The following is a 17,853-nucleotide window of genomic DNA, read 5'->3' on the forward strand; positions in this document are numbered from 1 at the left end:
GTACCCCTCGTTTCAGTGCCGCCTCTGTCGTTTACCCGTAGGACGCGCGCCGGGCGCGGGCCCGGCGGTACCGGTGCCGCGCGTGGGGCGTGGTTCCCGGCTCCCCGGCTCCGCGGGCCGCGGGGCCGGGCCGGCTCCCTGCGGAGCCCGACCGGCCCGCCGGGCCTGCACCTTCTTGGTGTGCGCGGCGACCGGGCCCCAGCGCTCCTTGATCGAAACCAGCAGCGGGGTGGCGAAGAAAATGGACGAATAGGCGCCGACCACCGTGCCGACCAGCTGAACCAGCGCGAGATCCTGCAGCGTACCGACGCCGAGCATCCACACCGCGATCACCATGAGACCGATGATCGGCAGCGCGCCGATCAGGGTGGTGTTGATCGACCGCATCAGCGTCTGGTTGATCGCGAGGTTGGCCTGTTCGCCGTAGGTGCGCCGGTTGGTATGCAGCACGCCGCGGGTGTTCTCCTCGACCTTGTCGAAGACAACGACCGAATCGTAGAGCGAGAAACCGAGAATGGTGAGCATGCCGATCACCATCGCCGGGGTCACTTCGAAACCGACCAGCGAATAGATACCGGCCGTCACCAGCAGATCGAAGACCAGAGCCGCCAGCGCGGCGATCGCCATATCGCGTTCGTAGCGGAAACCGATGTATACGCTCACGATCACCAGGAACACCACCAGCGCGATCAGCGCCTGCCGGGTGATCTGCCCGCCCCAGGTCTCGCTCACATCGGAGGCACTGATGGCGTTGCGGCTCGGGTTTCCGCTGTCGTCGGTGGGCTGGAACTCGTCGAACAGCGCGGATTGCAGGGCACCGAGTTCCTCGGCGCTCAGCGTTTCCGAACGGATCAGGATCGTGGCCGTATCACCGGTGCCGACGGTCTGCACCGATTCGGGCTCCGAGCCGATCACATCGGAGTACACCGTTTCGACCTGCTCGGTGGTGGCGTCTCCGGCCGGTAGCTGGATTCGGGAGCCGCCGACGAAGTCGATACCGAAGGTGAAACCCCGGATCGCCATGCTCAGCAGGCAGATCAGCACGATCACCGCGGTGATGATGTACCAGCGCCGGCGGTGGCCGACCACATCCAGTACACCGGTGCCGGTGTACAGGCGGGTCATCCAGCTCTGCCGGCCGCCCGGCGCGCGGGCAGGTTCGGGCTTGTCCATGGTCACGGAACTGTTCATCGTCACGCCTTCCCCACCGCGGCCTCGGCCACCTTGCGTTCCCGGGCCAGCTGCTGCATAGCGCCGAGCCCGTTCACCGAGGGCTTGGCCCAGAAGGCGGAACGGGCGGCCAGCTGCACCAGCGGGGCCGTCACCAGGAACACCACCACGACATCGAGAATGGTGGTCAGTCCGAGAGTGAACGCGAACCCGCGCACCTGCCCGACGGCCAGCACGTAGAGGACTGCCGCGGCGATGAAGCTGACGGCGTTACCGGAGAGAATGGTTTTACGGGCCCGCTGCCAGCCGCGTGGTACCGCGGACCGGAAACTTCGCCCCTCCCGTATCTCGTCCTTGATGCGTTCGAAGAACACCACGAACGAGTCGGCGGTCATCCCGATACCGATGATCAGGCCCGCGATACCCGCCAGGTCCAGGGTGAATCCGATCCACCGCCCGAGCAGCACCATGATCCCGTACACCGCGATACCCGAGCCGATCAGCGACAGCGCCGTCAGGAAGCCCAGCATGCGGTAATAGATCAGGCAGTACAGCAGCACCACGGCCAGCCCCACCGCGCCGGCGATCAGGCCCGCTTGCAGCGAAGAGAATCCGAGCGTCGCCGAAACCGTTTCGGCTTCCGAAGTCTCGAACGACAACGGCAGCGAACCGTACTTCAGGGTGTTCGCCAGGTCCTGGGCGGACGAGGCGGTGAAATTACCCGAAATCTGGGTGCGCCCGCCGAGCTGAGGTCCCTGCTGAACGACGGGGGCGCTGACCACCTGCGAGTCCAGGACGAAGGCGACCCGCTGCTGCACGTACTCGCCGGTGAGCGCCGCCCACGCGTCACTGCCACCGGATTTGAATTCCAGGTTGATCTCGTGGCGGGACTGCTCGGTGTTGAACCCGGAGGTCGCGTCGGCGATCTCCTGGCCGTCGATCCGGCTCTTGTCGAGCAGGAAGACCTCGGTGCCGTCGGTGGAACAGGTGACCAGCGGCAGATTCGGGTCGTCGTTACCGGCCAGCGGATCGGCCGCGGCGCAGTCCATCGTGGACATCGCCAACTGCTGCATGGCCGGGTCGGTGCTCTGCCGCAGGGTCTTGGCGGCTTCGATTTCCTGCTGGGCCTGTTCCTGCGGGCTCAGCGATTGATCGGCGGGCGCCGGCTCTCCCGGAGCCGGGGCCGGAGCGGGCTCGGTCGCGGGCGGCGGCTCGGGCGCGGGCGTACCGGGCGCCTGCGCCGGGCGGACCTCGAGGTCCTCGGCGGGCACCGGGGCCGCGGCGGCGGGGGTCTCCGGAGCCGGCTGCTCGGGTACGTCGGTTGCGCCGTCCCCGGCCGGCGGCGTATCGGGTGCCGGGGCGGGCGCCGGTGGAACGGCCGGCGCGGTGGGCTGACCGGGCTGCTGCTGGGCCTGCGGACTACCGGGCGCCGGAACGGCCTGGAGTACCGGGCGGATATAGAGCTTGGCGGTCGTCGCCAGCGTGCGGGCCTGCTGACTGTCGTCACCGGGGACGGTGATGACGAGGTTGTCGCCGTCGATCACCACCTCGGAGCCGGAGACGCCGAGGCCGTTCACCCGGTTCTCGATGATCTGCTGGGCCTTGTTCAGGCTGTCCTGGCTGGGCCGGTTTCCGTCCGGTGTCCGGGCGGTCAGCGTGACCCTGGTACCGCCCTGCAGGTCGATGCCCAGTTTGGGCGTCGGTGATTTGTCACCGGTGAAGAACACCAGCGCGTAGATCGCGGCCACCAGCACGCCGAAAAGGGCGAGCCAGCGGAGTTGATGCGCCGATCCCTGGGAAGGTGGCACAGGTCGTCATCTCCTAGGCGGAAGTTCTGGGTGGAACGGCCGGCCGATACGGGCGCGCCCGCGTGGATCGGCCGGGCACACGCCGAGGCCACCGGTCGCCCGGGTATCCGGTCCGGTGGCCGGGCCGTGGAATTCAGTCCTTGGTCAGCCGGGTCTCGGTCTGCTTCGGGGTTTCCTCCGCAACGGACGCGGCGGACTCCTCGACAGCGGGCGCGGCCGGGGAATCGGCCGGCTCGGCGGTCGCGACGGCATCGGCGCCGGTGTCCTCGGCGGCGGCCTCGTCCTCGGTGCGCACCTCCCGGATCGCCAGGCGCAACCAGGTGGTCACGACATCCTCGGCGATCTCCAGATCGACGGTGTCGTCGTCGACCTCGACCACGGTCCCGAGCAGACCCGAGGTGGTGGTGACCCGGTCACCGACCTTCAGGCTGTCCTGCATCTGAGTGACCTTGTCGGCCTCTTTTTTCTGGCGGCGCATCCCGAAGAACATCATCGCGAGCATCGCAGCCAGTAGGAGCGGAAACAGGAGATCCATGGTCGAAGTCAGTTCCTGATCTGGGGGTCCGGGGACAGGTACGCACACAGTCTGCCAGTTCCTCGGCCCGGCGCCACACCCGCACGCCGGAAAAGTGGTGTCCGGCCGGAGCCACCCGGCCACGTGAGTGCGGCCGCAGTCCCGGCGATCCACCTGCCGGGCAACCGGTTCCGGCCATAATCGGGCCATGACGCCCGACGATGTGCACCACGTCACTTTCACGACAGCGCCGTGGGGGCGGCGCGGCTACCGGATGGAGGATGTCGACGATCTACTCGACCATATCGCCGCTGCACTGGCCGGGCGGACCGCTCTCAGCAGCGAACGACTCGGCAGTGGGTTCCGTCCGGGCGGCGCCTGGCTGAACCGCGGCTACCATCCCGACGAGGTGGATGCCTTTCTGCGGCTGGTCCGGGCCGAATTCGGGGTCTGAACCGGCGGGTGCCCGGCCGTCACCCCCGCGGCGCAACCACCGCCGCCGCGCGGACGCCGGCGCCGAACGGGCGGGGATCATGCCCGGTGCACATCGGTGGTCCGTATCGGACGACGCCGTACCGACTCATGGTGCGACATCGCGCCGGCTTCGGGAAAGCCACAGCGCACCGCCCGGACAACCGCCTCGCTATTGCCGGACGCCACAACTCGCGGACGAGTCCGGAGCGTTTCCCGGCCACCGCGAGTTACCGCCGGGCGATACCGGCCGGTCGGCGCCATCGGCCGACTGCGTCCGGCGGGCTACCGGTCGAAGAGGTCGAGCGTGGGCTGCGGTTCGCGACCGCGAACCTCGAGCGCGCCGAACGTGAGATCCGGCGGCGGTGTCAAACCGAGATGCGCCCAGGCCGCCGCGGTGGCAACCCGCCCGCGCGGCGTCCGCGCCACCATCCCCGCCCGGACCAGGAAGGGCTCGCACACCTCCTCCACGGTGGTCGCCTCCTCCCCGACCGCGACCGCCAGCGTGGACACACCGACCGGCCCCCCGCCGAAGCCACGGACCAGGGCGCCCAGCACCGCCCGGTCCAGGCGGTCCAGCCCCAGCGCGTCGACGTCGTAGACCTCCAGCGCGCCCCGTGCCACCGGGAGGGTGATCCGGCCGTCGGCGCGCACCTCGGCGTAGTCGCGAACCCGCCGCAGCAACCGGTTGGCGATACGCGGCGTTCCGCGGGAGCGCCCGGCGATCTCGGCGGCGGCGTCGAGATCGATCTCCACCCCGAGGATCTGCGCCGACCGCTGCACGATGAGCAGCAGTTCGTCCGGTTCGTAGAAATCCATATGCCCGGTGAAACCGAACCGGTCGCGCAGCGGCCCGGTCAGGGCACCGGACCGGGTGGTGGCGCCGACCAGGGTGAACGGCGCGATCTCGAGCGGTATGGACGTCGCTCCGGGACCTTTGCCGACCACCACGTCGACCCGGAAATCCTCCATCGCCAGGTACAGCATCTCCTCCGCCGGCCGCGCCATCCGGTGGATCTCGTCGATGAACAGCACATCCCCGGCGACCAGGTTGCTGAGCATGGCGGCCAGATCCCCGGCCCGCTCCAGCGCCGGGCCGGAGGTGATCCGCAACGCGGTGCCGAGTTCGCCGGCGATGATCATGGCCAGGCTGGTCTTTCCGAGTCCGGGTGGGCCGGACAGCAGAATATGGTCGGGTGTACCGCCCCGGGCCCGGGCACCGCGAAGTACGAGCGTCAGTTGTTCCCGGACCCGGGGCTGGCCGATGAAACCGTCGAGCGAGGTCGGGCGCAGCCCCGTCTCCAGATCGCCGTCCGCGGGCAGATAATCGGCGCTGACCGGGGAAACTTCCGCTTCCGGGGAGTCGTCGTAATCCATGACCGCCTAACGGTTGCAATCGTGTACGTCGAACATGCGCGAGGCCGCTCTGCAGTGACGCTTCGCCGCCTGTCCGGGGCTGGGCCCGCTCATGCCGCGCGGCCGAGGCGAAGGCGAGCCCCCTCCGTGGTGACGCTCGGCTGCCTGCCCCGGGCCCGGCACGCTCATGCCAGCATCCCGAGCGCCGCCCGCAGCGCGGTGGAATTATCGGCATCCGGTTGTTCGGTGAGGACCGCGTCCACCACGGGCTCGGCCTTCTTCGCCGGGAAACCGAGGCCGATCAGTGCCTCTACCACCTGGTCGCGTACCGGTGTGCGGACCGGGGCCGGCACCGTACCGGCCGGCGAATCCGCCGGGACCGCCACCAGGTTCACCTTGTCCCGCAATTCCACGACCATCCGCTCGGCGCCCCGTTTCCCGATGCCCGGCACCCGGGTGAGCGCCGCGATATCGCCGGCGGCCAGCGCCTTACGCAAGGTTTCGGGCTCGAGCACCGCCAGGACCGCCATGGCCAGCCGCGGTCCCACGCCGGATACGGTCTGCAACAGACCGAACAGATCGCGAGCCTCGGTATCGGCGAACCCGTACAGGGTCATCGAATCCTCGCGCACGATCAACGTGGTGTGCAGCCGGGCCTGTTCGCCGCGGGTCAGCCCCGCCAGGGTGGCGGGAGTGGCATTGAGCTGGTAGCCCACCCCGGCGGTTTCGAGGACCACATGGTCGAGGGCGAGTTCTGCGACCTCGCCGCGAATGGACGCGATCACCCGCGCACCGCCTTCCGCTGCTGTTCCAGTCGTTGGGTGTATTGCCGGCGGGCCCGTTCGGCCTGTGCCTCGGCCGCCGCCATCCGCTCGATCAGCGGCGCCCGCCAGCAATGGCAGATGGCGAGCGCCAGCGCGTCGGCGGCATCGGCGGGCTTCGGCGGCGCGGCTAGCCCGAGGATCCGGGTGACCATGGCGGTCACCTGCTTCTTGTCCGCCCCGCCGTGACCGGTCACGGCGGCCTTCACCTCACTGGGAGTATGGAACATCACCGGGATATCGCGGCGCGCGGCCGCCAAGGCGATCACCCCGCCCGCCTGCGCGGTACCCATGGCGGTGCGTACGTTGTGCTGGGCGAAAACCCGTTCGATGGCCACCACCTCGGGGCGGTGGGTGCCCATCCAATTCTCGGCGGCGTCCGCAATCCGCAGCAGGCGCTGGGCCAGATCCAGCTCGGCCGGGGTCCGCACCACGTCCACGGCGATCGCGCGTACGGCACGACCCGATCCCCCTTCGACCATGCTGATCCCGCACCGGGTGAGCCCGGGGTCGACGCCCATCACCCGCACCCGCACAACCTTTCCCAGAACGAACAGTTGTTCGAAGTCTAGTGCAGCGCGGGGATTCCGGATGACAGTGACACGGACGTGCAGTTCGGTCCAGCGGCCTCGTCATCGTTCTGTTCGACTTCGGCTTTCCGGGCTTATCCGGTGGCGCCGGTCTCGCCCTCGGCCCCCGCAGCACCAGGCGGGTCAGCGTGCAAGGTCGGAGGAGAAGGCGTCGTATGCGGCGGCATCGAACAGCACGAACCGCACTTCCCCGATCATGGCGGGGCTCTCATCCCGGACAGCGCCGACCGCAATGTGAGCCGCGTCGTCCATGGGCCAGTGGTAAGCCACCATGTCGCCATTGCGCCCCTACCGCCCGGGCCATGCCCACCCGGCACACTCAGGCCATTTGCCTTCGGTATCGCGGCAACTCTATACAAACGCGTAACCAAGCAGTTACGCTTTGATCGTGGACAAAGCAGTCGCGGCAATCGCCGACCCGATCCGACGCGAAATCCTGGCGATGCTTCGCGATACCCGCCTCACCGCGGGCGCTATCGCGGCGCAGTTTCCGGTCAGCCGCCCGGCGATCAGCCGCCACCTGCGCGTACTTCGCGACAGCGGACTCGTGCACGACGACCTGATGGGCCGGCAACGGTATTACTCCCTGGAACCGGCGCCGCTGCGCGAACTTCGCTCCTGGATCGACGCGCTCGACCGGCCCGCCGGCTGGGAGCATCGGCTGGACGCGCTGGCCACCGAGATCTACCGAACCCGCCGCGAACACCGCGCCGAACCGGAAACGCCCGGTCGGCACATGCAGGAACAGCAGAACAAGGAGAATTCCGCATGAACATCCGACCGAGCGGACGCCTGGTGAACACTCCGAACGGACAAGACCTGGTCCTCACCCGCACCTATCGCGCTTCTGCCGAAGATGTATGGGCCAGTATCACCGAACCCGACCGCACCGCCCGCTGGTTCGGACCGTGGAAAGGCGAAGCCGGACCGGGCCGGACGATCCAGGTCCAGCTGACTTACGAAGAAGAGCAGCCCTGGACCGATTTCATCATCGACGCCTGCATTCCGCCGCGTCATCTCTGCCTGCGTACCGTCGACGACCAGGGCTCCTGGCAGCTCGAGGCCACGCTGAGCGAACACGACGGTCAAACCGAATTGGTGTTCACCCACCACCTGACCTCGCCGGAACTCGCCGGCGAGGCCGGGCCGGGCTGGGAGTACTACCTGGATATGCTCGGTGCCGCCCGCACCGGCGCAGACCTGCCCGACTTCGCCGATTACTATCCCGCCATGCGGGACTTCTACGTGAACGCGACCCCGGACTGAGCGGGCTACACCTCCGGAAGCGACACAACCGGACGGCCGACCGGACCGCCTCCCGGGCGCACCACCGTCGTGAACCGGTGCCAGCGCGGGCAGAGCAGCCGGCCGGCCATCCGACCACCGCCTGCGCAAGCCGGGCGCTGGTCGGCTGTTTCTGTCCATGTGGTGCGGCGACACCGGAATACGCCAAACCGCCGTGATACCCAGCGCGCAGTATCGGCCGCAAAGCGTAGCCGAGCGCCCCGGAACGATCAGTCCAGTTCGGCGAGGACCTCGTCGGAGACGTCGACATTGGTGTACACGTTCTGGACGTCATCACTGTCCTCGAGCGCGTCGACCAGTTTGAACACCTTGCGCGCGCCGTCCACGTCCACTGCGACGTTCACCGACGGCTGGAAGCCGGATTCGGCGGAATCGTAGTCGATACCGGCCGCCTGCAGGGCCGAACGCACCGCGACCAGATCGCCGGGCTCGCTGATGATCTCGAATGATTCACCGAGATCGTTGACCTCCTCGGCTCCGGCATCGAGCACCGCCATCAGCACGTCGTCCTCGGAGAGACCGTTCTTCTCCAGCGTGACGACGCCCTTGCGGTGGAACAGATAGGCCACCGAGCCCGGATCGGCCATATTGCCGCCGTTGCGGGTCATCGCGACCCGGACCTCGCCCGCCGCCCGGTTACGGTTGTCGGTGAGACATTCGATCAGGACGGCGACCCCGTTGGGCCCGTAGCCCTCGTACATGATGGTCTGCCAGTCGGCGCCACCGGCTTCTTCACCGGCGCCGCGTTTACGGGCCCGTTCGATATTGTCGTTGGGAACCGAAGATTTCTTCGCCTTCTGGATGGCGTCGAACAGCGTCGGGTTACCTTCGGGATCGCCGCCACCCGTACGGGCCGCCACCTCGATGTTCTTGATCAGCTTGGCGAAAAGTTTGCCGCGCTTCGCATCGATCGCTGCCTTCTTGTGCTTGGTGGTGGCCCATTTGGAGTGGCCGCTCATTCCCCTACTTCCTTCGGGTCGATGACTGGTCTGGCGGTTCACGCTACCGGCTGGCCGGGCGGATAATTCCGTCACCCTACTCGCACAGCGGCCGGTGGGCAGTTCAGCGGCCGCGGACCAGATCGACGAACAGCCGGTGCACGCGGTGGTCGCCGGTGACCTCGGGATGGAACGAGGTGGCCAGTACCGAGCCCTGGCGTACGGCCACGATCCGGCCGGCGGCGGGTCCGCTGGGCACCCGGGCCAGCACCTCGACCCCGGCACCGGCCTCTTCCACCCACGGCGCGCGGATGAACACTGCCCGCATCGGGCCGCCGTCCACCCCGGCGAATTCGAGATCGGTTTCGAACGAATCCACCTGACGGCCGAAAGCGTTGCGGCGTACGGTCATATCGATACCGGACAGATGCCGGGCATCGGGGCGGGTGTCGAGTACCCGGTCGGCCAGCAGGATCATGCCGGCGCACGAACCGAACGCTGGCATACCGTCACGCAGCCGTTCCCGCAGTGGTTCGAGCAGTTCGAATACCTGCAGCAGTTTGCTGATCGTGGTCGATTCCCCGCCGGGCAGTACCAGTGCATCGACCGCGGCGAGCTCGGCCGGACGGCGTACCAGAACCGGATCGGCACCGCAGAGGTCCAGCACCGCGGCATGTTCGCGGACATCGCCCTGCAACGCCAGCACACCGATGGTGGGCCGGTCGGTGGGCGCCACGAGGTCGGCATCCGAACGGCTGTCCCGGGAAACCGCAGTATCGTTCACCCGTGTGAGCTTACGAGGCGGGCCGGTGTGCGCCAGGTCACGCCGCCGGGCCGGCGCGCAGCGAATCGAGACACCGACCGGCCCCGTCCGTGTGCAGCACGGCCGTATCGGGAACAACTCCCGTTTCCGCCGCTCCCGGCATCGGGCAAACGGATACGCGCCGTGGGGTAGCGCACTATGCCCACGTGCCGGTCATCGTCGGGCCGGCCCGAAATAGGCGGTCAGCTCCGCAGGGTGCGGATCAGCCCTTCCTGCACGACGGCGGCGACCAACCGGCCGCTGCGGTCGAAGATCTTCCCGCCGGTCAGCGCCCGGCCGAAACCGGCCGACGGCGAGGACTGGTCGTACAACAGCCAATCGTCGGTGCGGAACGGGCGCAGGAACCACATGGCGTGATCCAGCGAGGCGTTCTGGGTGGGTTCGTCGGGATGAGTGACCTTCGATGAACCGAGCAGCGTCATATCGCTCATATAGGCGAGCGTGCACACGTGGAACAGCGGATCGTCGGGCAGTGGATGCCGGTAACGGAACCACACCTGCTGCGGCGACACCACACCGGGACGCTGGGTCACCTGTTCCTGCGGGATGGGGCGGATATCCCAGTGCTCCCATTCCCGCATGGCCCACAGGCGCTCTGGGTCCATGGACGTCTCGGCATCCGGAAGATCCTCGGGCGGCGCCACCTCGGCCATCTCGTCCTGGTGCGAAGGGCCCTCGTCGCCGATGTGGAAGGACGCCGACATGGTGAAGATCGCGTCCCCGTCCTGCACACCGGTGACCCGGCGGGTACAGAACGACCGGCCGTCCCGGATCCGGTCCACCAGGTACACCGTCGGCGCCGCCGGGTTTCCGGGGCGCAGGAAATAGCCGTGCAGCGAATGCACCTGGAACCGCGGCTCCACCGTACGCACCGCCGAGACCAGCGCCTGGCCCGCCACCTGCCCACCGAAGGTGCGGGGCAGTTGGGTTGCGGGAAACGCGCCGCGGAAGATATCGCGTTCGAGGCGTTCGAGCTGCAATGCCTCTTCGATAGTCGCCATTCGCTGAGATTAGCCCGAAAAGCCCTGTTTCCCATGATCCACCGGCGGGTTATCCCCATCACCGCCCGCCCTGCCGTACCTGCTGTGATGAACGGGTGCCGCGATTCACCCCGATCACCCAGGACGCGCTCGCCGAAACGGTCGCCCGCAGGCTGCGTGAATCCGGTGGGCAACTGGTCGCCGTCGACGGCGCCGATGCCGCCCGTCCGCTCGACTTCGCCCGCCTGGCCGCCGGCCGTCTCCACGCCGACGGCCGGCCCGCCGAACTGGTCTCACTGCACGATTTCGTCCGCCCCGCCTCGCTGCGGATGGAATTCGGCCGCGACGAAACCGCCTACCGAACGGGCTGGTTCGACTATCCGGCGCTGCGCCGCGAGGTCCTCGACCCGCTGCGGACGGATGGACAGTGGTTACCGGCGCTATGGGAGGAAAAGACGGACCGATCCGCTCGCGCCGTCCGCCGTCGCGCGCACCCCGGCACCGTCCTGTTCGTGGCGGGCCCCATGCTGCTGGGCCGCGACCTCCCCTTCGACCTCACCGTCCAGCTCGACCTCAGCCCCGCCGCGCTCACCCGCCATACGCCGGCAGCGAGCGCCTGGACTGTCCCCGCGCTCCTGGCCCATGCCCGCGAGCACCCCGGATCGCCGGACTATTTCGTTCGCTGGGACCACCCGGACCGCCCCGCTCTGCGCACTGGCTCCGACTGACACCGTTCGGTACCGTCGCCGGATCAAGCAGTGGCCGCAGCCGGCATGCCGAGCGGTGGGTCTCGACGTCACCGCCCCGACGCACAGACCGCATCACGCCGCGTCGGCGGCGGCGCGCAGACCGGGAACAGGCGAACTGTCACCAGCCGCGTTCGGCGAGCCGGTGCGGCTGGGCGATCTCCTCGACGTTGATACCGACCATCGCCTCACCGAGGCCGCGAGAGACCTTGGCCAGCACATCGGGGTCGTCGTAGAACGTGGTGGCCTTCACGATCGCGCTCGCGCGCTGTTCGGGGTTACCGGACTTGAAGATGCCCGAACCGACGAACACGCCCTCGGCGCCGAGCTGCATCATCATCGCGGCATCGGCGGGGGTGGCGATACCGCCCGCAGTGAACAGCACAACCGGCAACTTCCCGGTTTCGGCCACCTCACGGACCAGCTCGTACGGCGCCTGCAACTCCTTGGCCGCCACGTAGAGCTCGTCGGCGGGCAGCGAGCCCAGCCGGGCGATCTCCTGGCGGATCTGGCGCATATGCGTGGTCGCATTGGAGACATCGCCGGTACCGGCCTCGCCCTTGGAGCGGATCATCGCCGCCCCTTCGGTGATCCGGCGCAGCGCCTCACCGAGATTGGTGGCACCGCAGACGAACGGCACGGTGAACTGCCATTTGTCGATATGGTTGGCGTAATCGGCGGGAGTGAGCACCTCGGATTCGTCGATGTAATCGACCCCGAGGCTCTGCAGGACCTGGGCCTCCACGAAATGCCCGATCCGGGCCTTGGCCATCACCGGGATGGATACGGCCTCGATGATTCCGTCGATCATGTCCGGATCGCTCATCCGGGAGACGCCGCCCTGGGCGCGGATATCTGCGGGCACCCGCTCGAGCGCCATCACCGCGACGGCGCCGGCATCCTCGGCGATCTTGGCCTGGTCCGGGGTGACCACATCCATGATCACCCCGCCCTTGAGCATCTCGGCCATACCGCGCTTCACACGGGCGGTACCGGCCTCGCGGGTCGCTTGGGTGGTCTGGGCGGTCTCGGGCGTGGTCACGGCAGCTCCTGTGTCCGGTGCAGGGGAAATCGTCGATGAACACCACGATTCAAATCGTCGATGAACACCACGATTCTAGGTGCGCCCCGAAACCGTCTTCATATCCAGTCCGAGCACACTGGACTGATCACGACCTGGCGTTATCCACACCACCCCGGGAACTGGACCGGATAAAACACCGCCGGACCGGTGCGACACCGGCCCGGCGGGGCATCGGGAACCGACTCAGATCGGGTTGACCACCAGCAGCTTCGCCCAGTACTCAGCGGCGCTGGGCCCGAGAATCGGCAACAGGTAATCGAACAGGATGTAGGACACTTCTTCACCTCCACACACCGAATCGACACAACCTCGGTGCGCCAAACTGCGCTGACATTATCACGCCAAGTGAAACCCATCACAGTATTCCCGGCGCGGTATTTCCGGCGCGCCGGCCGACCCATTTCAGAGCCGCGCGGATTCGGCACCGCCGCGGTGACGTCGGGTTCGTGCCGGGCCGGGACCGACCCGCGCCCGGGGACGTTGCCGAGATCTGCCCACCGCGGGTGTTCGAGCCGGCGCGCCATCACGGCTGCGATCACCATGGGACCGGCATATTCTCCGACTCGATGGTGTGCACGATCTGCTCGGCGTCGATGCTGTCCGCGGGTTTCCGTCTCGGTGTGGCGGGCAGCGGCGTGGCCGGACGTCGGAACTAACGGATCGAGCGCACTTCCGGGTCGGTGCCGGCATCGGCCGCCCGGGCGGCTTCGGGGAGCAGTTCGTCGAGGTGGTAGGGGTACACGGTTTCGCCGGCGGCGTCCAGGGCACGGATATCGTCGGGACCGCACCAGCGGCTGCCGGTGATCGAGCGCTGTTCGACGTAGGTGAGGTTGGCGGGGTCGGGCGCGTACTCGGTCACGCGCAGGGCGAAGAAGAGTTCTTCGGAGCGGATCAGGTTGCCGTTGAACGGGAAAACCGCCACCCGGCGCCACAGCGGGCCGCGGAGGGCGTCCGGATCGGCCTCGTAGCCGGTTTCCTCGTGGAGTTCCCGGACAGCCGCCGCACGCAGGCTCTCCCCCGGCTCCACACCACCGCCGACGGTGAACCAGAACGACACCTCCGGGAGCATCGGATCGTGGCCGCGCATGAGCAAGATCCGGTCCTGCTCGTCCAGGATCGCAACCCGCGCGGACACCCGGGTGGTGTCGACGTCCAGGCCGGTCGCGGCCGCAGGCGTGGCGCGTTCGGCGATCTCGAAGTAGGTGGGCATGGGCGCGGTACCGCCCAGACGCAGCCAGCGCACGGGACGGCGGGTGCGCAGGGCAAGGGTGTCGCGGACGGCGTCGTTGTGGAATCGGCGGGCGATGAGCACCCGGGCTTCGGCGTCGGCGAGTTCGGCCACCTGCTGCGGGGGCAGCCGGGCGATATCGACGGCCGACAGGGTGACGGCGAGCTGGTTCTCCACCGCTTCGCGGTCCTCGCGGCCGGTGCGTTCGGCCCGGTCGGCCAGGACGGTCAGGCGGCGGGCGAGTTCGGCGGGTTTCGGGTCGGGGGCGGGGCCGGACAGTGATACCGCGACCGCGCGCGCCACCACGGCCCTGCGGGCCAGCGCCCCGTCGAGCGCATTCCACGCGAGGTCGGTGCGTACATGGAGGCGGTCCAGGCGATTCGCGGTGGAGTACGCCCAGACGCCCAGCGCGACGACGAGCGTGGCGACCAGCGCGAGGACCAGAACGGTGGTCGCGGAGAATGTGATCATCCGGCCACCCGCACCCGCAGATCGCCGACCACCACGGTTTCGTAGACCCGCAGGATCTGCTCGGCCACCACCGGCCAGTCGTAGGATCCGACCACCTGCGTCGCGGTGCGAACCAGTTCCGCCCGGCGGGAATCGTCGGTGAGCAGGTCGTCGAGCGCGCCGGCCAGCGCGGTGGAATCACCGGTCGGGACGAGTACACCGGCCGCACCGTCGCGCAGTACCCGCCGGAACGCGTCCAGTTCGCTGGCGATCACTGCCGTCCCGGCCGCCATGGCCTCGATCAGGATGATGCCGAAACTCTCTCCGCCGAGGTTCGGCGCCACATAGACCTCCGCGCTCCGCATGGCCGCGGCCTTCTCCGTATCGGACACCTGCCCGAGGAAACGCAGATGCCGGGCCAGCGGTCCGGCTTCCCGGCGCAACCGGGCCTCGTCGCCCCGGCCCACGACCAGGATCTCGACATCGGGATGGCGGGCGGCCAGGGCCGGCAGTGCACCCAGCAGCACCTGCATCCCCTTGCGGGGTTCGTCGTAGCGGCCCAGGAACAGCACGGTTCCACCGGGGCGCGGATAGCCGGGTAGCAGTGGTGCCCGGCTGAACGCCTGCACATCGACCCCGTTCGGAATCTCCACCGCGTCCGAGCCGAGCGCCTCGACCTGCCAGCGCCGGGCCAGTTCCGATACCGCGATCCGGCCGCTGATCTTTTCGTGGTACGGGCGCAGGACCCCCTGGAAGGTGGCCAGTATCAGCGATTTCGTAGTCGAGGTGTGGAAGGTGGCCACGATCGGTCCCTCGGCGATCTTCAGCGCCAGCATGGACAGGCTCGGCGCGTTCGGTTCGTGGATATGCAGGACATCGAAATCGTTGTCCTCGATCCACTTCCGGATCCGGGTGTAGGCCGTCGGCCCGAACGACAACCGGGCCACCGACCCGTTGTACGGGATGGCGACGGCACGACCGGCCGAAACCACGAAATCGGGGAGTTCGGTGCTGTCCGATGCGGGCGCCAGCACACTCACCTTGTGCCCGCGTTCCCGGAACACCTGCGCCAGTTCCACCACATGGGCCTGCACACCACCCGGGACGTCGAACGAATACGGGCAGACCATGCCGATCTTCATCGGGCGAGGTCTTCCCCCGAGCCGACCGGCCTGCTGCCGCGCCGCGCCGCTTCGGCGGCGATCCGGTCGAGCCGGGCTTCGGACAGGTCGGTCTCCCACAGCGGCTGCAACATATGCCAGTCGGCGGGATGCTCGGCGATGCCGGCGGCGAAACAATCGGCCAACGCCTGGGTCGCGGCGGCGATACCGCCGGATACGTCGAGCGGTTCCCGAGTGCGCACCATCCAGCCTTCGCGGCCGGTGTCGTCGACGGTGAACCAGACATGCACCGGCATCAGCGCGGCTCCGGTTTCGACGGCGAGCTTCGCCGAACCCGCGGGCATCCAGGTGCGTTCGCCGAAGAAGGTCACCGGGACGCCGCGCCCGGTGAGGTCGCGCTCTCCCATCAGGCACACCACTTTGTTCGCGCGCAGCCGCTGCGCCAGCGCGGTGAAAGGTGGTTGTTCGCCACCGGTCAGCGGGAACACTTCGAAACCGAGACTTTCCCGGTAGGCGACGAATCGCTCGAACAGCGATTCCGGTTTCAGCCGTTCGGCGACGGTGGTGAAGGTCCCGTAGTTCTGCACCAGCCAGGTTCCGGCCATATCCCAGTTCCCCGAATGCGGCAGAACGAACACCACTCCCCGGCCCCGGGCCAGCGCGGCATCGAGATGCTCGCGGCCCTGGACGACGATACGGCCGGACTCCACCAGGTCCCGGTGGTCCATGGCGGGTAACCGGAACGCTTCCCGCCAGTACCGGGCGTAGGAGCGCATACTCGCCCGGACCAGTTCGCCCGGCACGGCTTCCGGCGCAGTCCCGGTCACACGGGCGAGGTTGCGCCGCAACTGGGCGGGCCCGCCTTTACGCGCCGCGAGATCGGCGCCACGGTCGAACAGCACGCGCGCCGCGGGCTCGGGCAGGGCCCGCACCAGACGCCAGCCGGCGGCATAACCGCGGTCGCTCAGATTCGCCCGCCATCCGCTCACGACGGCTGCTCCGTTCCCGAATTCGCCTTACCCAGGATTTCGCGGGCACCCGGCGAATTACGCACCGCGAGTACCCGCTGGGCCACGGTGACGACACTGAGCACGGCCAGGATCCACATGGCCACATGCACCGCCCAGGTCAGCCATTCGATGCCCCAGTAACCGCCGATACCGGTGAGCCCGGCCCCGACGAGCACGATCACCAGCCGGTCCGGCCGCTCGATGAGCCCGCCGTCGGCGGACAGCCCACTGGCCTCCGCGCGCGCCTTGGCGTAGGAGATGACCTGCGAGGTCACCAGCACTACGAGGGTCGCGACGAACAGCGGTTCGCTCTGCTCGTGATAGACCGCCCACCAGGCCAGACCGCCGAAGATCGCCCCGTCGGCCACCCGGTCGCAGGTGGCGTCGAGAACGGCGCCGTAGCGGGTACCACCGCCGCGGGCCCGGGCCATCGCACCGTCGAGCATGTCGAACATGACGAACAGCCAGATCACCATGGTCCCCCAGAACAGATGCCCGGTGGGGAACAGGGTCACGGCGGCCGCGATCGACGCAGCGGTACCGATCAGGGTGACTGCGTCCGGGGTGAGCCCGGTACGCACCAGTGCCTTACCGAGCGGCGCGGTGGCCTTGGCGAAGGCTGCCCGCCCGAAGATGCTCAGCACCTACGTCCCCAGCTCATCCGATGCCTCCTGCCGTCTCCACCGGGACATCGAAGGCCCGCTCCACCGGATAGGAAGCGTGCGGGGGAGCCCGGTCCAGCGCAGCCGTGCAGGTTTCGGCCGGTCCGAGGAGACCTGAATTCCCACCCGCCGGACGCGCGCCCGACAACACCGCCCATCTATGCCTCCTCCCAGGCCGCTGCCAATAAGGCCCGGGTTTCGCGGAGCAATTGCGGCATCACCTTCGCGCCGCCGATCACGGTGATGAAATTGGCGTCTCCACCCCAGCGGGGGACGATGTGCTGATGCAGGTGGTCGGCGAGGGAGCCGCCGGCCACCCCGCCCAGATTGAGCCCCACATTGAAACCGTGCGGTCGCGACACCTTCTTCATCGTCCGAATGGCGCGCTGGGTGAATTCCATCAGTTCCGCGGCCTCGGCGGCGGTGAGATCCTCCAGGTTCGCCACGCGGCGATACGGCACCACCATCATGTGCCCGGGGTTGTAAGGGTACAGGTTCAGCACCGCGTACACCTGCTCGCCGCGGGCCACGACCAGTCCGTCCTCGTCGGACATGGTGGGGATATCGGTGAAGGGATGACCGGTCGCGCCCTTGGGCGCCGAGGTGGCCGCTTCCGCGATATAGGACATCCGGTACGGCGTCCACAATCGCTGCAACCGATCGGGTTCGCCCGCACCGCGGTCCCGGATCTCCCCGGTCCGCTCGGCCGCATCGGTTTCGTCCGATTCGGTCAGCCCGTCCGGCACCGTGCGCTCACTCATAATCCATACCCTTTC

General features: G+C 68.3%; 20 protein-coding genes. 4 read left to right on the forward strand and 16 right to left on the reverse strand.

Annotated elements, in window-relative coordinates:
• Positions 1-12 precede the first annotated feature (12 nt).
• The 3 genes from secF to yajC all read right to left on the reverse strand — a co-directional run bounded on the left by secF (position 13) and on the right by yajC (position 3,513).
• The gene (secF, locus tag IU448_RS06385) at positions 13-1,173 is read right to left on the reverse strand and encodes a protein translocase subunit SecF (RefSeq protein WP_228812345.1); all 1,161 of its coding nucleotides are present in this window, start codon (positions 1,171-1,173) and stop codon (positions 13-15) included.
• Between the two features lie 20 nt (positions 1,174-1,193).
• Positions 1,194-2,978 (reverse strand): protein translocase subunit SecD, encoded by a 1,785-nt coding sequence (gene secD, locus IU448_RS06390; RefSeq protein WP_195054500.1) that lies wholly within the window; start codon positions 2,976-2,978, stop codon positions 1,194-1,196.
• A 133-nt stretch (positions 2,979-3,111) separates the two neighbouring features.
• On the reverse strand, positions 3,112-3,513 hold the full coding sequence (yajC, locus tag IU448_RS06395) for a preprotein translocase subunit YajC (protein ID WP_195054501.1): 402 nt from the start codon (positions 3,511-3,513) through the stop codon (positions 3,112-3,114).
• Positions 3,514-3,700: 187 nt separating this feature from the next.
• Between yajC and IU448_RS06400 the strand changes: the two genes are divergently transcribed.
• A complete protein-coding gene (locus IU448_RS06400; protein WP_195055072.1) occupies positions 3,701-3,946 on the forward strand; it encodes a DivIVA domain-containing protein in 246 nt (81 codons plus the stop codon).
• Positions 3,947-4,248: 302 nt separating this feature from the next.
• Here IU448_RS06400 and ruvB read toward each other — a convergent pair whose 3' ends face one another.
• The 4 genes from ruvB to IU448_RS29355 form a co-directional block, all read right to left on the reverse strand.
• Positions 4,249-5,340 (reverse strand): Holliday junction branch migration DNA helicase RuvB, encoded by a 1,092-nt coding sequence (gene ruvB / locus IU448_RS06405; protein ID WP_195054502.1) that lies wholly within the window; start codon positions 5,338-5,340, stop codon positions 4,249-4,251.
• Positions 5,341-5,504: 164 nt separating this feature from the next.
• Positions 5,505-6,104: a Holliday junction branch migration protein RuvA gene (gene ruvA / locus IU448_RS06410; RefSeq protein ID WP_195054503.1), complete on the reverse strand. Its 600-nt coding sequence runs from the start codon at positions 6,102-6,104 to the stop codon at positions 5,505-5,507.
• Positions 6,101-6,670, reverse strand: coding sequence for a crossover junction endodeoxyribonuclease RuvC (ruvC, locus tag IU448_RS06415; RefSeq protein ID WP_195054504.1), 570 nt, complete (start codon positions 6,668-6,670; stop codon positions 6,101-6,103). Before ruvC ends, ruvA begins: the two co-directional genes overlap by 4 nt.
• Before the next feature lie 183 nt (positions 6,671-6,853).
• The gene (locus IU448_RS29355) at positions 6,854-6,982 is read right to left on the reverse strand and encodes a hypothetical protein (RefSeq protein WP_267466995.1); all 129 of its coding nucleotides are present in this window, start codon (positions 6,980-6,982) and stop codon (positions 6,854-6,856) included.
• 136 nt (positions 6,983-7,118) lie between these two features.
• Here IU448_RS29355 and IU448_RS06420 point away from each other — a divergent pair, with 136 nt between their 5' ends.
• A complete protein-coding gene (locus tag IU448_RS06420) occupies positions 7,119-7,502 on the forward strand; it encodes a metalloregulator ArsR/SmtB family transcription factor (RefSeq protein WP_195054505.1) in 384 nt (127 codons plus the stop codon).
• The gene (locus tag IU448_RS06425; protein WP_195054506.1) at positions 7,499-7,996 is read left to right on the forward strand and encodes an SRPBCC family protein; all 498 of its coding nucleotides are present in this window, start codon (positions 7,499-7,501) and stop codon (positions 7,994-7,996) included. The genes IU448_RS06420 and IU448_RS06425 overlap by 4 nt, the downstream gene beginning before the upstream one ends.
• Positions 7,997-8,244: 248 nt before the next feature.
• Here IU448_RS06425 and IU448_RS06430 read toward each other — a convergent pair whose 3' ends face one another.
• The 3 genes from IU448_RS06430 to IU448_RS06440 form a co-directional block, all read right to left on the reverse strand.
• A complete protein-coding gene (locus IU448_RS06430) occupies positions 8,245-8,994 on the reverse strand; it encodes a YebC/PmpR family DNA-binding transcriptional regulator (protein WP_195054507.1) in 750 nt (249 codons plus the stop codon).
• Between the two features lie 103 nt (positions 8,995-9,097).
• Positions 9,098-9,709, reverse strand: a complete 612-nt coding sequence (gene pdxT, locus IU448_RS06435) for a pyridoxal 5'-phosphate synthase glutaminase subunit PdxT (protein WP_195055073.1) — start codon at positions 9,707-9,709, stop codon at positions 9,098-9,100.
• A 269-nt stretch (positions 9,710-9,978) separates the two neighbouring features.
• The gene (locus IU448_RS06440; protein ID WP_195054508.1) at positions 9,979-10,797 is read right to left on the reverse strand and encodes an acyl-CoA thioesterase; all 819 of its coding nucleotides are present in this window, start codon (positions 10,795-10,797) and stop codon (positions 9,979-9,981) included.
• Positions 10,798-10,892: 95 nt separating this feature from the next.
• On the opposite strand from IU448_RS06440, the gene IU448_RS06445 reads away from it, so the two are divergent.
• Complete coding sequence (locus tag IU448_RS06445; RefSeq protein ID WP_195054509.1) at positions 10,893-11,504, forward strand: hypothetical protein; 612 nt, start codon at positions 10,893-10,895, stop codon at positions 11,502-11,504.
• Positions 11,505-11,643: 139 nt separating this feature from the next.
• Here IU448_RS06445 and pdxS read toward each other — a convergent pair whose 3' ends face one another.
• The 6 genes from pdxS to IU448_RS06475 form a co-directional block, all read right to left on the reverse strand.
• Complete coding sequence (pdxS, locus tag IU448_RS06450) at positions 11,644-12,564, reverse strand: pyridoxal 5'-phosphate synthase lyase subunit PdxS (protein WP_195054510.1); 921 nt, start codon at positions 12,562-12,564, stop codon at positions 11,644-11,646.
• Positions 12,565-13,258: 694 nt separating this feature from the next.
• Complete coding sequence (locus IU448_RS06455; RefSeq protein WP_195055074.1) at positions 13,259-14,302, reverse strand: NUDIX hydrolase; 1,044 nt, start codon at positions 14,300-14,302, stop codon at positions 13,259-13,261.
• Positions 14,302-15,426, reverse strand: coding sequence for a glycosyltransferase family 4 protein (locus IU448_RS06460; RefSeq protein ID WP_195054511.1), 1,125 nt, complete (start codon positions 15,424-15,426; stop codon positions 14,302-14,304). The genes IU448_RS06455 and IU448_RS06460 overlap by 1 nt, the downstream gene beginning before the upstream one ends.
• Entirely contained in the window at positions 15,423-16,394 is a 972-nt protein-coding gene (locus IU448_RS06465) for a phosphatidylinositol mannoside acyltransferase (protein ID WP_195054512.1), read from the reverse strand. The genes IU448_RS06460 and IU448_RS06465 overlap by 4 nt, the downstream gene beginning before the upstream one ends.
• Positions 16,391-17,059: a phosphatidylinositol phosphate synthase gene (gene pgsA, locus IU448_RS06470; RefSeq protein WP_195054513.1), complete on the reverse strand. Its 669-nt coding sequence runs from the start codon at positions 17,057-17,059 to the stop codon at positions 16,391-16,393. Before pgsA ends, IU448_RS06465 begins: the two co-directional genes overlap by 4 nt.
• A 176-nt stretch (positions 17,060-17,235) precedes the next feature.
• The gene (locus IU448_RS06475; protein WP_195054514.1) at positions 17,236-17,838 is read right to left on the reverse strand and encodes an HIT family protein; all 603 of its coding nucleotides are present in this window, start codon (positions 17,836-17,838) and stop codon (positions 17,236-17,238) included.
• Between the last annotated feature and the right edge of the window lie 15 nt (positions 17,839-17,853).

This window comes from Nocardia flavorosea (genome assembly GCF_015477805.1).
Taxonomy (GTDB): Bacteria; Actinomycetota; Actinomycetes; order Mycobacteriales; family Mycobacteriaceae; genus Nocardia; species Nocardia flavorosea_A.

Coding starts and splice junctions, on each gene's coding strand:
- secF (WP_228812345.1), bottom strand. CDS start 1,173: ATGGACAAGCCCGAACCTGCCCGCGCGCCGGGCGGCCGGCAGAGCTGG.
- yajC (WP_195054501.1), bottom strand. CDS start 3,513: ATGGATCTCCTGTTTCCGCTCCTACTGGCTGCGATGCTCGCGATGATG.
- IU448_RS06400 (WP_195055072.1), top strand. CDS start 3,701: ATGACGCCCGACGATGTGCACCACGTCACTTTCACGACAGCGCCGTGG.
- ruvB (WP_195054502.1), bottom strand. CDS start 5,340: ATGGATTACGACGACTCCCCGGAAGCGGAAGTTTCCCCGGTCAGCGCC.
- IU448_RS29355 (WP_267466995.1), bottom strand. CDS start 6,982: ATGGACGACGCGGCTCACATTGCGGTCGGCGCTGTCCGGGATGAGAGC.
- IU448_RS06425 (WP_195054506.1), top strand. CDS start 7,499: ATGAACATCCGACCGAGCGGACGCCTGGTGAACACTCCGAACGGACAA.
- IU448_RS06430 (WP_195054507.1), bottom strand. CDS start 8,994: ATGAGCGGCCACTCCAAATGGGCCACCACCAAGCACAAGAAGGCAGCG.
- IU448_RS06440 (WP_195054508.1), bottom strand. CDS start 10,797: ATGGCGACTATCGAAGAGGCATTGCAGCTCGAACGCCTCGAACGCGAT.
- IU448_RS06460 (WP_195054511.1), bottom strand. CDS start 15,426: ATGAAGATCGGCATGGTCTGCCCGTATTCGTTCGACGTCCCGGGTGGT.
- IU448_RS06475 (WP_195054514.1), bottom strand. CDS start 17,838: ATGAGTGAGCGCACGGTGCCGGACGGGCTGACCGAATCGGACGAAACC.